18 protein-coding genes are annotated in these 15,019 nt (G+C 40.8%); 2 read left to right on the plus strand and 16 right to left on the minus strand.

From position 1 onward, the window contains the following. Nucleotides 1–20: 20 nt before the first annotated feature. Nucleotides 21–527 (plus strand): energy coupling factor transporter S component ThiW, encoded by a 507-nt coding sequence (gene thiW, locus B5473_RS07460; RefSeq protein WP_079524301.1) that lies wholly within the window; start codon nucleotides 21–23, stop codon nucleotides 525–527. Between the two features lie 347 nt (nucleotides 528–874). On the opposite strand, the gene B5473_RS07465 is transcribed toward thiW, so the two are convergent. The 8 genes from B5473_RS07465 to B5473_RS07495 form a co-directional block, all read right to left on the minus strand. After that, a complete protein-coding gene (locus tag B5473_RS07465) occupies nucleotides 875–1,270 on the minus strand; it encodes a VOC family protein (protein WP_079524302.1) in 396 nt (131 codons plus the stop codon). A gap of 117 nt (nucleotides 1,271–1,387) precedes the next feature. After that, complete coding sequence (locus tag B5473_RS21055) at nucleotides 1,388–1,519, minus strand: hypothetical protein (protein ID WP_303047312.1); 132 nt, start codon at nucleotides 1,517–1,519, stop codon at nucleotides 1,388–1,390. Nucleotides 1,520–1,623: 104 nt separating this feature from the next. Continuing rightward, a complete protein-coding gene (locus B5473_RS07470) occupies nucleotides 1,624–2,121 on the minus strand; it encodes an SRPBCC family protein (protein ID WP_079524303.1) in 498 nt (165 codons plus the stop codon). A 112-nt stretch (nucleotides 2,122–2,233) separates the two neighbouring features. After that, entirely contained in the window at nucleotides 2,234–2,704 is a 471-nt protein-coding gene (locus tag B5473_RS07475; protein ID WP_079524304.1) for an S-ribosylhomocysteine lyase, read from the minus strand. A gap of 15 nt (nucleotides 2,705–2,719) precedes the next feature. Then, nucleotides 2,720–3,442 (minus strand): amino acid ABC transporter ATP-binding protein, encoded by a 723-nt coding sequence (locus B5473_RS07480; RefSeq protein WP_139377709.1) that lies wholly within the window; start codon nucleotides 3,440–3,442, stop codon nucleotides 2,720–2,722. Nucleotides 3,443–3,496: 54 nt separating this feature from the next. After that, a complete protein-coding gene (locus tag B5473_RS07485; RefSeq protein WP_079524306.1) occupies nucleotides 3,497–4,156 on the minus strand; it encodes an amino acid ABC transporter permease in 660 nt (219 codons plus the stop codon). Nucleotides 4,157–4,218: 62 nt separating this feature from the next. Then, nucleotides 4,219–5,019, minus strand: coding sequence for a transporter substrate-binding domain-containing protein (locus B5473_RS07490; RefSeq protein WP_079524307.1), 801 nt, complete (start codon nucleotides 5,017–5,019; stop codon nucleotides 4,219–4,221). 253 nt (nucleotides 5,020–5,272) lie between these two features. After that, complete coding sequence (locus B5473_RS07495) at nucleotides 5,273–6,010, minus strand: SDR family NAD(P)-dependent oxidoreductase (protein ID WP_079524308.1); 738 nt, start codon at nucleotides 6,008–6,010, stop codon at nucleotides 5,273–5,275. 629 nt (nucleotides 6,011–6,639) lie between these two features. On the opposite strand from B5473_RS07495, the gene B5473_RS07505 reads away from it, so the two are divergent. Further along, nucleotides 6,640–7,092 carry a HEAT repeat domain-containing protein gene (locus B5473_RS07505; protein WP_079524310.1) on the plus strand — a complete coding sequence of 151 codons (453 nt, stop codon included), beginning with the start codon at nucleotides 6,640–6,642 and terminating at the stop codon, nucleotides 7,090–7,092. A 301-nt stretch (nucleotides 7,093–7,393) separates the two neighbouring features. Here the strand turns inward: B5473_RS07505 and B5473_RS07510 are convergent, their stop codons facing one another. From B5473_RS07510 to B5473_RS07545, 8 genes are all read right to left on the minus strand, one after another. Then, a complete protein-coding gene (locus tag B5473_RS07510; protein ID WP_079524311.1) occupies nucleotides 7,394–8,497 on the minus strand; it encodes a 5-methyltetrahydropteroyltriglutamate--homocysteine S-methyltransferase in 1,104 nt (367 codons plus the stop codon). Nucleotides 8,498–8,604: 107 nt separating this feature from the next. Beyond that, the gene (locus tag B5473_RS07515) at nucleotides 8,605–9,522 is read right to left on the minus strand and encodes a LysR family transcriptional regulator (RefSeq protein ID WP_079524312.1); all 918 of its coding nucleotides are present in this window, start codon (nucleotides 9,520–9,522) and stop codon (nucleotides 8,605–8,607) included. 129 nt (nucleotides 9,523–9,651) lie between these two features. Further along, complete coding sequence (locus B5473_RS07520; RefSeq protein WP_079524313.1) at nucleotides 9,652–10,272, minus strand: NAD(P)-dependent oxidoreductase; 621 nt, start codon at nucleotides 10,270–10,272, stop codon at nucleotides 9,652–9,654. Between the two features lie 65 nt (nucleotides 10,273–10,337). Continuing rightward, nucleotides 10,338–11,864, minus strand: a complete 1,527-nt coding sequence (locus tag B5473_RS07525) for a class I adenylate-forming enzyme family protein (protein ID WP_079524314.1) — start codon at nucleotides 11,862–11,864, stop codon at nucleotides 10,338–10,340. 146 nt (nucleotides 11,865–12,010) lie between these two features. Continuing rightward, nucleotides 12,011–12,325, minus strand: a complete 315-nt coding sequence (locus B5473_RS07530; protein WP_079524315.1) for an excinuclease — start codon at nucleotides 12,323–12,325, stop codon at nucleotides 12,011–12,013. 98 nt (nucleotides 12,326–12,423) lie between these two features. Then, the gene (locus B5473_RS07535; protein WP_079524316.1) at nucleotides 12,424–12,636 is read right to left on the minus strand and encodes a phosphoglycerate mutase; all 213 of its coding nucleotides are present in this window, start codon (nucleotides 12,634–12,636) and stop codon (nucleotides 12,424–12,426) included. A 220-nt stretch (nucleotides 12,637–12,856) separates the two neighbouring features. Further along, on the minus strand, nucleotides 12,857–13,327 hold the full coding sequence (locus B5473_RS07540) for a peptide-methionine (S)-S-oxide reductase (protein ID WP_079524317.1): 471 nt from the start codon (nucleotides 13,325–13,327) through the stop codon (nucleotides 12,857–12,859). Nucleotides 13,328–13,614: 287 nt separating this feature from the next. Then, a complete protein-coding gene (locus B5473_RS07545; RefSeq protein ID WP_079524318.1) occupies nucleotides 13,615–14,928 on the minus strand; it encodes a CitMHS family transporter in 1,314 nt (437 codons plus the stop codon). Between the last annotated feature and the right edge of the window lie 91 nt (nucleotides 14,929–15,019).

Genomic DNA, 15,019 nt, shown 5'->3' on the forward strand with positions numbered 1-15,019 from the left:
TATTATAAAGGATGGTAGAAATGAATAAAACGAGAAAACTTACATACTCCGCGATTATCGCAGCAATTACAACGATTCTCAGCAGTTTGGTGTATATCCCATTAGGTTTTGCAAAAATTTTTCCGATTCAGCACTTTGCCAATGTCGTCTCGGCGGTACTGCTCGGTCCATGGTATGCGGTGTTACAGGCATTTCTTACTTCGACGTTAAGAAACTTGATGGGGACAGGCAGTATCTTTGCCTATCCGGGAAGCATGATCGGCGCACTTCTCGCTGCATTTTTATTTACGAAAACGAAGAAGCTGGCGTTTGCAGCGGTAGGTGAAGTGATTGGAACAGGGTTGCTCGGTGCGATGGCTACTTATCCGATTGCAATTTTATTTTTAGGTCAGGAAGCGGCGCTGTTCGGTTTTGTCCCGGCATTTATGATGAGTTCATTTGCGGGTGCGCTTTTAGGTTATGGCTTGCTGAAGGTGATGGTGAGAAACAGGGCTTTTGGCGGGATGCTTTATCAGAATGTTGGGTGATTAGCTGGGCAAGGGTTTTTATTAGAAGGTTTCGGGGGGTTATTAGAACTTCGGGATGGGGTATTAGAACTTTCGCGGATTTTATTAGAACAATTTAATAACGGAGAATACTTTTCACCGGCATACCGATTTTATTAGAAGATTTGAGCGGTTATTAGAACTTCTAAGTAGGAAATTTGAAGATCTATGGATGATATTAGAACAAATCACATACTTATTAGAACAACCGCCACTTATATTAGAAAATCTCACTTTTATTAGAAGATCTTAAAATATATTGGAACAACTCAGACCTTTATTAGAAAATGAAGCGCCGGGTATCGATGCATGACACCCGGCACATTTTATTAAGCTAAATTAATCTGCCATGACACGCCGTAACGGTCATTTATCCAGCCAAACTTCTTACTGAAACCGTAATCACCGATTGGCATTAGCGGATGGCCGCCTTCAAGCAGTTTTTCATATAGATGGTCGGTTTCCTCTTCTGTATCACATGTAATAAAAATGGAGAATGACGGTGTGAAGTCAAATTCATGTTTTAAATTACTGTCAATGCACATGAATTCCTGGCCTTTAATAGAAAAAGTTGCCTGCATGACTTTCCCTTCGTCTCCGCCTTCATTTGCCCCATAGCGGACAATGCTCGTAATTTCCGTGTCCTCAATAATTGATGTATAGAAGTTCATTGCTTCTTCTGCAACACCGCCTTGGAACATTAAAAATGGTTTTGCGCTTTTCATTGTACTCTTCCCCTTCTGAATTCAAATTTCCACCACTTCAATTTAGCCTATTTTAACCTTTTTCGCGAACTTTTCTACCTATAAAAAGGCATCTCCTTACTCGAAGATGCCTTTCGTTTAATATTTAAATTTCGCGATAACGAGCTGTAATTCCTGTGCCAGTTCCGTTAAAGCTTGTGCCGATGATGAAATTTCTTCAATCGCGATGAGCTGCTGTTCCGAAGATGCGGCAACTTCTTCTGAAACCATATAAAGATATATTAGAACGATTCAACCTTTTATTAGAAAATCTTCCCCGAAAATTCAATCACCGGATGGCCATAATCCGCACCCTGTGTTTCATTTTACGTTCCCTAACCTTGATAGCTCACTTTTCCGGTCTCGACTAATTCCTTCAGACCCATGAACATTAAGTTCCAGCCTTGTTCCGTGCCATCTCGCATTTCATCTACAGCTTTTGCGATGTCAGCATCTGTCCATTGCTCTTCATTTTCTACATGGATCAGTTGGGTGAACGTCATTTCACTGCCTTGTCCCAATTCTTTCAGCTCCACAGTAATCGTATCTGCCAGTTCGCTGAATTGCGGCATCTTAAAAGTGAACACGATTTTTTCAGGCGAATTAATTTCAAGATACTCGCCGATTGCGCGGTAGTCTTTTCCACCACGGTGATCGACAATTTCCCAGCCGCCCCCTACTTTCGGGTCATTTTGAGCAACCTTGTTCGTCCCTTCTAAAGTAAAGAACCACTTTTTCATCATCACAGGATTCAGCCATGCGTCAAACACTTTTTCGGGCTTTACATCAAATTCTCTTTTCATCGTTAATGTCGTTGTTGAAATATTGTTCATTCAAATTCTCCTTTTAGTTTATTAATAACCTATTTACCGGAACTATTAAAACAATTGCTCCAATAAAAAAGCCTCCTGCGAGATTGCCCTCACAGGAGACTTGCTTCAACAATTATTCTCCGAAAACGATATGCCATTCAGCGCGGCCTGCTAAAAATTCTTCAGCTAATGCTTTTGCGCCTTCTAAGCTATGGCTTGCTGCCCAGCCACATTGTACTTCATTACATGCTGGAACAGACTCTGCCTTCAGCACATCTTGCAGTGTATTTTCAATAATCGTTAATACGCCGTCATAGTCATTGTAGTTCAGTAATGCCAAGTAGAAGCCTGTTTGGCAGCCCATTGGCGATAAATCAACGACATCTTCACTATGGTTGCGGATACGGTCTGCCATTAAATGCTCTAAAGAGTGAAGTGACGGCATTTCCATATGTGCTTTGTTCGGCTGTTTGAAACGTATATCGTATTTTGTTACGACATCGCCCTTCGCTCCTGTTTTTGTACCGGCAAGTCGTACGTATGGTGCTACTACTTTTGTATGATCTAAATCAAAGCTTTCTACATTTGTTTTCTCTGTTGTCATGTTGAATCCCCCTAGTTAGATAAATTGCATAGATTTAATAAATTGTTGAATCCGTTCATTATTATTCGATGTAAAGAAGTTTTCGGTTACGCCGTCATAGCCGATTTCACCGTTTTCCAGAAATAAAATCCGGTCTGCCACTTCGCGTGCAAAATTCAGGTTGTGCGTCACGATAATCATCGACTTGCCTTCTTCCGCCAAATCTTTCAGCACCTTCAGCACTTCCCCCTCAAGCTCGGGATCCAGTGCACTCGTCGGCTCATCGAACAGTAAAAACTGCGGCTCCATTGCCAATGCTCGTGCGATGGCGACACGCTGCTGCTGCCCGCCGGATAATTGAGAAGGATACTGGTCTGTTTTATGACTCAGGCCAACCTTCTCCAATAATTGCTGTGCCTTTTGTCTTGCAGCCGCTTTATCTTTCCTTAAAACGGTAACCGGTCCTTCCATCACATTTTCAAGCACTTTCATATGCGGGAACAGATTAAAGCTTTGGAATACCATCGCCGTATTTTGGCGAATCGAAAGCAGGTTCTTTTGAGAGATGGGTTTGTTCAGTTCAACTTTTTGATTACCGACTGTCAGGACTCCTTTTTCAGGTCGCTCCAATAAATTGATACAGCGTAAAAGCGTTGATTTCCCTGAACCGGATGGACCTAAAATAACCGTTGTTTCGCCTTCATGAAATGTTAAATTGATATTTTTCAATGCCTCGTTCTCGCCAAAGAACTTCGACATTTGCTGAAATTGTACGATAATAAGCCCTCCCTTTTAGCGCTTCACTTGCCACTCTTATACATACTTCGATGCGTATTTTTCCAGGCGGCTTTGAATGACCATCAGAATACTAATGAAAATTAAATAGATGACCGCACAAAGTGAATAAATCATAAGCGGCTCATATGTTCTTGCTGTAATTTGCTGCCCGACCATGAATAAATCTGCTAGTGTGATACTCGCAACTAAAGATGTGCCTTTCACTAAATCGATAAAATCATTGGCCACTGAAGGCAATGAAATTCGAACGGTCTGCGGTGCGATCACTCGTCGCATCATTTGCCAGTACGTCATACCGAGTGATTCTGCTGCCTCCCATTGCCCTTTTGGAATGGCCAAAATCGAAGCTCGAATCGATTCAGATGCATAGGCACCCGTATTCAGTGAAAATGTAATAATCGCCGCTGTCCATGCATCAAGCGTAATCCCCAATTTCGGCAAACCGAAGAATACGATAAACAATGTTACCAATAATGGTGTTCCACGAAATACCCAGACGTACGTACCGAAAATCCAGCGTAATACTTTGTAGTTTGAGATTCTAGCCAGTGCCGTCACGACTGCGATGACTAATGCTATGGCAAAGGCAATGAGCGATAGCGGAATGGTAACAAGAAGTCCTGCTTTTAAAATCGGCCAGATTGAGTTAAGTAAAATATCCATTTCTCTACTCATCCACTAACACTCCTTTCTATAGTTGAATCCACGTAAAAAAGGCCGTCGAAACGACCTTTCCATTAGTTGTTTGAAATAACATTTTCACCAAAATATTTTTCCGAAATTGCTTCGAATGTACCGTCTTCTGTACGTTCTTTAATAATTTCATTTAACTTCTCACGGAACTCATCGTTTTCTTTATTTAAAATTAATGCGATATCAGTTGAATTAATCGCACCGTCCAGCACTTTCAATTTCGTATCCGGCTGTTCCTGCAAGTATGTCAAGAATGTTACACGGTCATGGATTGTTCCATCTGCGCGGCCTTGCACAACAAGCTCGATTGAACTCATTAAATCATTTGTAGCAACAACTTCTGCACCAAGCGCTTCTGCATCGCGGGCAAAGTTACTTGTAATTGTTTGTGAAGATTTTTTGCCGTCCATGTCAGCCGGCTCTTTAATTTCTGTGTTATCCGTATGAACTGCAACTACCGCTTCTGATTTCATATATGGCGTTGAGAAGTCGTACTTTTCTTTACGCTCATCTGTAATCGATACGTTATTAATAACGAAATCGTATTTATCTGTATCTAAACCTGCAATTAAAGAATCCCACTTTGTTTCAACATATTCTGCTTCAACACCAAGGTCTTTTGCGATTTGATCAGCAATTTCATATTCAAAGCCTGTTAATGCTCCTGATTCATCATGGAAGCTGAATGGAGGAAATGTTCCTTCAAGACCGATTTGAATTTTTCCGTCTGCCTGGATTTCCTCTAATTTATTTTTTGCTTCGCTTGCGTTTTCCTCTGATTTGTCGCCACCACATGCTGCTAAAACAAGTGCTGATAATGTAACGATTGATAGTAATTTTTTCATGCTAAATGCCTCCGCTGTTAATTCCTAGTTATTTAATAAGCTTTATATTATAACAGGGTAATAATAAAAACAATCTTTATTTTCTGAACATTTTATAAGTTTAGAACTATTAGTTAAATAAAGCTAAGAATCGTGCGAAATACAGAAAAAAAGTGCCGATTTCCTCAAATAGAAAATTGCCACATTCATGTTAGCTTTCTAATGAAAATGGCGCTGTTCCTCGTTGCAGGAAAGCGCCATTTCATTCAATCTACTATTCTTCATAAATCATTTTCTTCGTCATTCCGCCATCGATTGTCAGATCTGTACCGGTAATAAAATTATTTTCCGGGTTCGCTAAATACAGACAGGCGCGGGCAATATCATCTGGTTTGCCGACACGGTTGGAAAAATGCTGGGCGTGGTCGGAAGGTCTGAGGGCATCGTAATCCCCTGTTTCAATCCATCCCGGTGAAATGCTGTTCACTGTTATGCTGAGCTCACTGAACGAACTTGCTAATGCATGCGTGAGGGCTAAGATTCCGCCTTTTGATGCCGCATAGCCTTCTGAATTCGGTTCGGACATGACGGCTCGCGTTGAAGCAAGATTGATAATCGCTCCGCCGCTGTTCATCCGCTTTGCCGCTTCACGTGAACATAAAAAGACACTGCGCAAATTCGTATTGATGATGTCATCCCAGTCTTCGAGCGATAATTCCAGCGGGGAAATCCATTTCCCTTTTCCCGCATTATTGATCAAAATATGAATTTCGCCAAAACGGGCTGCTGCCATCTCCATCAATTGAGTAACGCTCTCTTCACTGCGCACATCGGTCTCTGCAAAGATTGCGGAGTACCCTTCTTTTTGAAGTTCGCCTGCCAGTTGTACACCTAAGTCATGTTCGAGATCTGCGATGACAACATTCGCCCCGGCTTTTGCAAAATGGGTTGCTACGGAGCGCCCGATTCCTTGCGCTGCCCCTGTTACGATAACGGTTTTGTTTTGGAACATTAGTTGAATTCCTCCTTTGTAAATTGCTTAGTAAGAGTGTAACTGAAATGGGTAGAGATTTCGTGTTTGAGGTTGTGCCGAGGTGGGATTTTATTAGAAAAGTTTTGGCGGGTATTAGAACATTGGCGGGGTTTATTAGAAGATCTCGGTTAAACGGGCTCTTTTTTGCCTGTTGGGCGGCCAAGTGGAATTTTATTAGAAAAGTTTTGGGACATATTAGAAGAGTTGTTTGGGATATTAGAACTTTGGCGATCTTTATTAGAAGTTCTCCTTTAGTCGGGGGAATTTTGGGGAGAAAGCATTGATTTTCACGTTGTCCGGTGGCGTGCTGGGATTTTATTAGAAAAGTTCGGGTACATATTAGAAGAGTTGTATAGGATATTAGAACATTCGCCTACTTTATTTGAATAGTTGAAGCACTTATTAGAAAAAATAGAATTTATATTAGAACATCACACTTTTATTTGAACTTTTTTCGGGATATTAGAACAATGGAGAGCAATATTAGAAAGTCTGCCTCACTGCAATCGAGACCGCACATCTACTAGAACGAGTAATTGCCTCACTTTCATGCTATAATAGATCGAGCGGATCATTGCTAGTAAGGCAATGACAAAGGAGACAAAATAATGAGTCAACAAAATCAACAATCAGCACAACCATTACCTGAAAATTTCAGTGAATTAAAGAAAGCCGTAAACCGTTCAGCAGATTGGGAAGCACGGTTAGATGCAGTCCAGGAATTAGCGAAAATTAAAGCGGATGAATCGATCAAAATTTTGCAATATGTGGTGAAAGCGGATTTAGTAACGAAAGTTCGCGATGCTGCGGCGAAACAGTTAAAGAAAATGGGGCAGCAAGTGGAACCTTCTGAAGCACCTAAAGGCGAATTGTTCAAAGACCTGCGCAAAATTTTCAAACGTATTAAGAAGAGCTTGCCTGCGGACCACACGTATGAAGACTTCAAAGTAAAGCTTGAAAAAATGCGTATCGATATTTACAACACATACGAAGGCGAAAAAGGCGCACAATTTGACGCTTGGCTGAAGGATATGTGGAAAACTACTGAAACAAGAAAATAATTGGCATAGAGGCAGGGACATAAGTAGAATTATTGTGAAATAATAGGAAAGCCTTTATTAAGAAACGGGTATTTTGCAAAATTGATTGGAATGCAGGGCGACTCCTGCGGGAATAGCGTGACGCTTGAGACTACAGGCTCAGGCCACGCCCGCGGAAAGCGTCCCGGAATGGAAATCAATTTTAAAGTTCAGCAAAAAAATGATATTTTTCTCTGAGAGAAAAATATCATTTTTGGGTTATGTCCCGGCCTTTTTTTGCAGAAACAGCCGGCCCCTTCTCACGGCGACAACTGTATTCAAATTATCCCCAAATCTCTTTTGAAATATCGACAATATACTTCAGTTTTGCCCATTGTTCATCTTCAGTCAGAATATTTCCGTGATGCGTTGAGGCGAATCCACATTGTGGACTAATACATAATTGCTCCAACGGCACAAATTTTGTTGCCTCTTCAATACGAGCTTTAATATTTTCCTTCACTTCTAATTCACCATGTTTGGAAGTGAATACGCCCAGCACTACTTGTGGTCCGCCATTTGGAATGTATTCCAACGGTCCGAAATCACCGGAACGATCATCATCATATTCCAGGAAAAATCCATTTACTTTTTCTTTCGCAAATAATGTAGGCGCAATTTTAGCATAGCTTCCCTCGAACGCCCATTTTGAGCGATAGTTGCCGCGGCAAAGATGAGTCGTGATGATTAAATCTTCCGGCTTATCCTCCAACACTCCATTTGTAACACGAAGAGCTAAATCGATTAACTCTTCACGAGAATACCCGCTATCATTGAATGGAATTTCCGGAGCATTCAGTCCGGCAATGTACACATCATCGAGCTGCAAATAACGGCAGCCTGCATCATAAAAGGCTTTAATGGCATCACGGTATGTGCTGATAATATCCTTTGAGTATTCTTCAAGATCCGGATAAATATCCAGATTGCGAATACCCGCATTAAATAGCTGGTTTGGGCTTGGAATGGTCTGTTTGGCAACAGCTCGGTCTCCTACTATTTCCTTAAATTCGATAAAATCTTTAATATGGGGGTGATCCGGGTTAAACGAAATTTTACCGATTACCCGCACATCATATCTTTCGGTTTCTTCGCCTTTGAATGCGAACCCTGAATCCGGAACATACCCCTCTACTCCATTTAAATGTTCAAGGAAATCTGTATGCCAAAATCTGCGGCGAAATTCTCCGTCCGTTACAGCTTGAAGGCCTACTTCAATCTGCTTATCAACAATTTTCTTAATTTCCTCTGTTTCGATGGCATGCAGTTCCTGTTCCGAAATATTGCCTCCCTGGAAATCCTTTCTTGCTTTGTGGATTCGCTCCGGTCTTAATAAACTACCAACATGATCCGCTCTAAATGGTGCTTTTACTAATGTTTTCGTCATATACAATCTCCCGCTTTCCTTTTGGTTTTCTTAACGTAAGGCTAGTGTAGCATGGGGAAATCGTTATTACGTAACACCTAAATCCTATCCCTCGTTATAGCCTTAAACTATAACTGGACGATTTCTTGTTCAACAGATTCTTTTAAATACTGTATATACGTATTCGCCATTGTACTATTTGTAACATTTTGATGAGTTATATACCCTACATGAATTTGTTCGTCCACCTTTAAAGGAACCGCTATAATGTCTTTACTGTTTAATTTATGACTGATTACCCCTGTGGAAATCGTATAGCCATTTAACCCGATCAGTAAGTTAAATAATGTGGCACGATCGGTAACCTTAATATTTTTCGGTCTGGAAAGCGTGCTTAAAATCTCCTCCGAGAAATAGAACGAATTATAATCGCCCTGTTCATAGGAAAGGTATGGGTAAGGATCCAGGTCCGATAAAGTGACATACTCTTTTTTGGATAGCGGATTTGCCGAGCTGATAAATATGTGCGGCTTTGCTGTAAATAGCTCATGAAACTGTAAATTGCCTTCTCCTAAAAACTTGCTGATTACTTTTTTATTGAATTCATTGACATATAAAATGCCGATTTCGCTCCGTAAGTTTTTGACATCTTCAATAATTTCATAGGTTTTGGTTTCTCGTAAACTGAACTCGTATTTTTCGATATCATAGTCTTTTAATAAGCGGACAAACGCACTTACCGCAAATGCATAGTGCTGGGTAGATACACCAAAAAACTTTTGCGGAGACGTTGTATTCGTATAGCGACTTTCTAAAAGTTCCGCCTGCTCAACAACTTGCCGGGCATACCCTAAAAATTCCGAGCCTTCAGAAGTAATGATAATCCCCTTGTTCGAACGCAGAAAAATCGTGATTCCGAGTTCTTCCTCCAGCTCTTTTAGTGCATTGGACAGGCTTGGCTGACTAATAAATAGTCTTTGTGCCGCTTTATTAATCGATTGACTCCTTGCTACTTCGATTACATATTTTAATTGCTGCAATGTCATGTTTTTAACCTCTTCCTTCTCTTAAAATGTTTCGTATGTTATACGCTTTACCAGCCTTTCACTTAATGAAAAAATGACATTGAAGCTTACAGGCATCGGCATTTTCAAAATGATTTCTGCTAAATTAGGTTAGTAAGCGATCCCCACGCGCGTTTTTATAAAGTCGCCGCTTTGCAATAAACTATAGGCAAAGTCCGCTGTATCCGGGACTGAAATCTGGCTGCCTTCTACCGGTAGAAAATCTCGCTCTGTCCGGTAGTTCCCGAGCCGTTCCCCGTCAGGCAAATAGGTAGGGCAGACAATTGTCCAATCAAGTCCCGACTGCTGGAGCAACTCGTATACTTTGTGGTGTTCTTCAGCAGCACGGGTTAGTTTCCGCTTCGATTCACTTGACTGGTAGCGCAGCAGTTCCGGGCTGACGCGGCTTTGCAGGATGCCGGCAGTACCGATAGTGATGATTCGTTTAATGCCTTCCTTTTTCATCGCATCGATAATTAGCGGAATGCTGTCAGTTAAAGTCGTTCCCCCATCGGTGTTTAGTGCACTTATCAACATATCCGCTCCATGCATCGCCTGCTCAATATCTTCCTTCCTAAGCACATTGCCTTGAACAACCGTTAAATTGTTATGCTGGTTTTGGATTTTCTCCGGTGTACGAACGAGAACCGTTACATGATGATCGTCCTGAAGTGCAGTCTTAACTAAGTGACTTCCAACCCTGCCAGTTCCGCCTAAAATTAATAAATTCATTTGTAAAACCTTCTTTCCTTGAATAAAACTATAAGGAAGCACCTTTTTGGATGCTTCCCGAATTATTAACTCTTAATATCTTCCTTTTCTTTCGCTCTTAAAACATGTTTTAAAATTTTCCCTGATGGGTTGCGCGGCATCTCTTTTACAATTTCCACAACATGCGGCACCTTATATTTTGCTAATTTACTTCGTGCATAATCAATGATTTCCTGTTCTGTAACCGCGTCTTCCTCAACTAGAACAACAATGGCTTTAGGAATTTCACCATAAATCGGGTCCGGTATGCCAATGACCGCCGCATCGATTACTTGCGGGAGCTGATACAAAACATTTTCGACCTCGATCGGATAAATGTTTTCACCGCCGCGGATAATTAAATCTTTCTTACGGTCCACAATATATAAATAACCATCCTCATCCAGACGGCCTAAATCACCGGAATATAGCCAGCCGTTTTTAATTACTTGCATCGTTTCATCTTCATTTTTTAAATAGCCCTTCATAATTTGCTCACCTTTAATGCAAATCTCGCCGATTTCCCCAACAGGCAGTTCTAAACCGTCCGCATCTACAATTTTCAACTCTGTCTTCGGCAACGCTTTACCGACTGAGCCTACTTTAGTGAGTACCGCTTCATCAGATAATTCCGTTGCACCAGGGCTGCTTTCGGTTTGACCATATAAATTATGGAACTCGACTTTCGGAAACGCCTCTTTAAGATTTTTAATAATTTCATATGGCATCGGTGCCGAACCGTATACCATTTTCCGTACATTCGGGAATGCCTGATTCGCAAAATCAAATTTACTTAATAACAGCGCATACATCGTTGGAACCCCTGAAAATACCGTAATTTTTTTCTCGAGAATAGTAGGAATAGTAAGATCCGGTATAAACATTTCATCGATTACTAATGTCGCACCACAATAAATCGTTGATACGGCGATTACATGCAAGCCAGCACAATGGAATAATGGAATCGAAATGTAGACGCGGTCTGTCTTTTCATAGCCGATACATTCAGACCATTGTTGTACAGCACTGATGACATTACGGTGCGTTAGCATGACACCTTTTGGACGTCCTGTTGTACCAGACGTATAAAGCACCAATGTCGTATCGTTCGCTTTGTTTTCAACCGGCTGAGGCTTTCTGTCAATATTCAGTTCCGCTCGAAGCTCATCCCGTGTTTTGGTCCATTCAAATCCATAATCCACCTGCTGCAGCGATCCTTCAAGACGCTCATCATAAATTAAACCTTTTGCTTCTGAATGATTGAAAATATACGTTAGTTCATCTGGTGCCAGCTTCGTATTAATCGGAAGTAATGTACATCCCGCAAGCTGAACTCCATAATACACCGCCATAAACAAATCGGAGTTTAGCAGCATAGAGGCGACAATATCCCCTTTTTTCATGCCTTTACTTTGTACGAATGCTGCAACACGCTCAACATTTCTATAAAAAGCCTCATACGAAATTTCATCGTTATTAAATGACACCGCAATTTCTTCAGGTGTTTTCTCAACTTGCTCTTTCAAATAATCCGTGATGAACATGTCTACGCTACTAAACTGATTTTGAACCATTCCTACTCATCCTCCTAATCGGTATTAAAATCCCTATAAGAAACTAATTCTCTTAAATGATAGTAAATCCTTCTTTCCGTCATACAGTGTAACCATGCATAAAAAATAGGAGATGTGAAAAATAACTTCCCCATCCCCTAATAATTTTATCCCTCAATATAATTCGCTTCCAAGCCGCGCGCTACTTCCTTTGTTTTCTCCATTACTGCAGGGTGTGACACCGCAACATACAGCTCGTTCTCGTAAAAACGGAACGGTATTTCCAGCTCTTCTAATTGCCATATAAAGAAGTAGCCGTTAATTTTCATATTAACGCCGTCCTGTGTGACACTGTAGTAATCTCTATATTCAAAATCCGGCTTTGACGCAAAGAAGTTTTGGCATTCCTGCAAGCTGAGCGTTGGATTCCCTTCCTGGTCATGACGTGTAATTTTATATCTTGTATTCATTCGTGTATTCATTAAAAAATCTCCTTTAAAAACCATCTATCGTTTCATTATAGTTGGTTGGGATCGTTAAGGCAAAAGACTGGATTTCAGAACGCTCCAAGTCTCTCCCTTTACCTTGTATCATAATTTATGTTCACTTTAAGTTCATTTAAGTCCTTATCAATTTTAGAAATTAATCTATGTAATTCTTCATTTTCAGAAGGGGTAAAGGTTTCGCCACTGCGTTCCCTTAAAATCACCGCTTGGTTAATGAGTCTTAAACACGTTTTAATCAACGCCAAATCCTTTTCGATCGCCTCTTTACTTATGTCTATTTCGCCCATTTATAACACTCCCTTCCATAAATTATATAACAGTAAGCATAAAAATACTCCCCTTTCCTCTAATACTTAAAGAGGAGTATTTCTTGTTATTTTATTCCCAAATAGCCGATGTCCACTCGGGGTGATCGATAATAAGAAGAGCGGAAAGAGACTGAATGACTTTCCTTCATACTAAAAAAATAAACCTTCCAGTCAAGTTTGAGATGGAAGGTTCACTTTTTCATTTGTATTTCATTAATAACGCTTCAGGAATATGGCAATAATCATCCGGACATCTTGTTAATCGGTCCTGATGCTCTTCCGCACTTCTTACATAGTTTTTCAGAGGCAGAACTTCTACTACGATCCGGTCAGCATCCGGTCTTGCTGTAATGAATGCTTTTGCTTCAATCAAGTGTGCTTCGTTGTCACTGTATACACCTGTCCGGTATTTCTCGCCGACATCTTCACCTTGTTTGTTCACACTGTACGGATCGATAATTTCAAAGAAGTATCCCATTAGTTCCTGCATCGATACAACATTCGGATCAAATTTGGTTTTGACACATTCGGCATAGCCATCATAATCGCCGTCCAAAGTGTTTGTCGTTCCGTTCGCTCTTCCCGCTTCGGTAAATGTTACACCAGGCAATGTTCTGATAAATGCCTGTACACCCCATAAACAGCCGCCTGCAAAATATACGGTTTCCATCTTGGTCACTCCCTATGTAAACTTCTGTGAAACGTATATAGTTCACTAATCTACTATTAGTATACCATTTCAAGATAAATATTTTTAGACTACTCTTTTTCTATTTCCGTACTATACTGTTATATACAAAGCGAAAGGGATGTGTCCAGTATTTCAATTACTGACAAATTGCCACTTTCTTTGTTTTGAAATCGTTGCTAAATGTTCGTTACATATTAGCATAAACAATGAAACCATAAAAAATGAAGCTCCTAATAAAAGAAGCTTCATTTTCATGTTCGTTTTAATTAAATTTGTACAACACCTAATAAAATCGCAATAATCAGCAGTGTAATACTCAATCCCCACATCCAGAAGAATGAGAACTTCAAGTGTTTGCCCATTTCCAGTCCTGATAGACCAAGTGCCAGCCATACTGCAGGTGCAAGCGGTGATACGAATGTGCCGACGATGTTACCGATGATCATCGCATACGCTGTCGATAATGAATCGATGCCGTATGTTAAGCCGATCTGGTCAACAACCGGGAACAACGCGAAGTAATACGCATCCGTACTTAACAGCAAGTCAAACGGTACACCGAGTACACCGATAATAATATGTAAGTACTGTGCTAAAAAGCTAGGTAAAATATTTACGGCGTTATTGGCAATGGCTGTTAACATGCCTGTCCCGTTTAAAATCCCTAAAAACAGTCCGGCCGCAATAATGATCGAAGCCATCGTCAATGCGTTCGATGCATGTGCCTGAATACGTCCCATCTGCTCTTTCGGTGTGCGGTAGTTTAACGGTAAAGCAATTGCGACACCGATCAGGAACGCCAAGCCAGCCGGTAAAAGTCCGGACATTAAAACACCAAGTACAGCAATTGTTAAAATCGCATTTGCCCAAAGGCGGTTCGGGCGTTTCAAAGACTCGTCTGTTTCAACATTTAAAATACTATTGCTTAAATCAAAGTTTAACGTTTGTCCTGTTTGCGCCCGTTTCGCAATCAGACGTTTTTCACGGAAGCCCATAAAGACCGCAAGTAACAGCATCAGCACAATACCGATGACCTGAATTTTAATTAACGGATGCCATAGCTCTGTTACATCTGTTTCAAGAACGGAAGCGACACGCCCTAATGGCCCGCCCCATGGAATCATATTGATGATCGCCGCAGAACCGCCGACTAACAGTAAAAGTAAATACGGGTTCATCCCAAGTCGAACATATAGCGGCAATAGTGCCGTAATCGAAATTAAGAATGTGGAAGCACCCGAACCATCAAGCTGTGCAATAACCGCGACAATTACCGTAACGATTGCCACAAGCACGACATTCCCTTTTGAGAGCGCTACCATTTTATTGATGATTGGTTCGAATAAGCCGACATCCTGCATAATCCCGAAGAAGATAATTGCAAAAATAAACATGATGGCGACACTGATTACGGAGTTAATTCCATCCCCGAAAAATACTCCCAAGTCATCAAACGAATAGCCTGCAACAAACATCGCCACTATCGGCGGTAGAACCATTGCAACAATTGGTGATACACGTCCGCTAATTAACAGCGCGACGATCACTAAAATCGTAATAATACCAATAATACTTAACATTCAACAATCCCCCATTGCTTAGAATTCTTATAATCTTATGACAATTCTGTGTTAGGAGGAAGAATGTGCTCATTTATTCGATAAAAACAAT

It is taken from the genome of Solibacillus isronensis (assembly GCF_900168685.1).
Lineage (GTDB): Bacteria > Bacillota > Bacilli > Bacillales_A > Planococcaceae > Solibacillus > Solibacillus isronensis_A.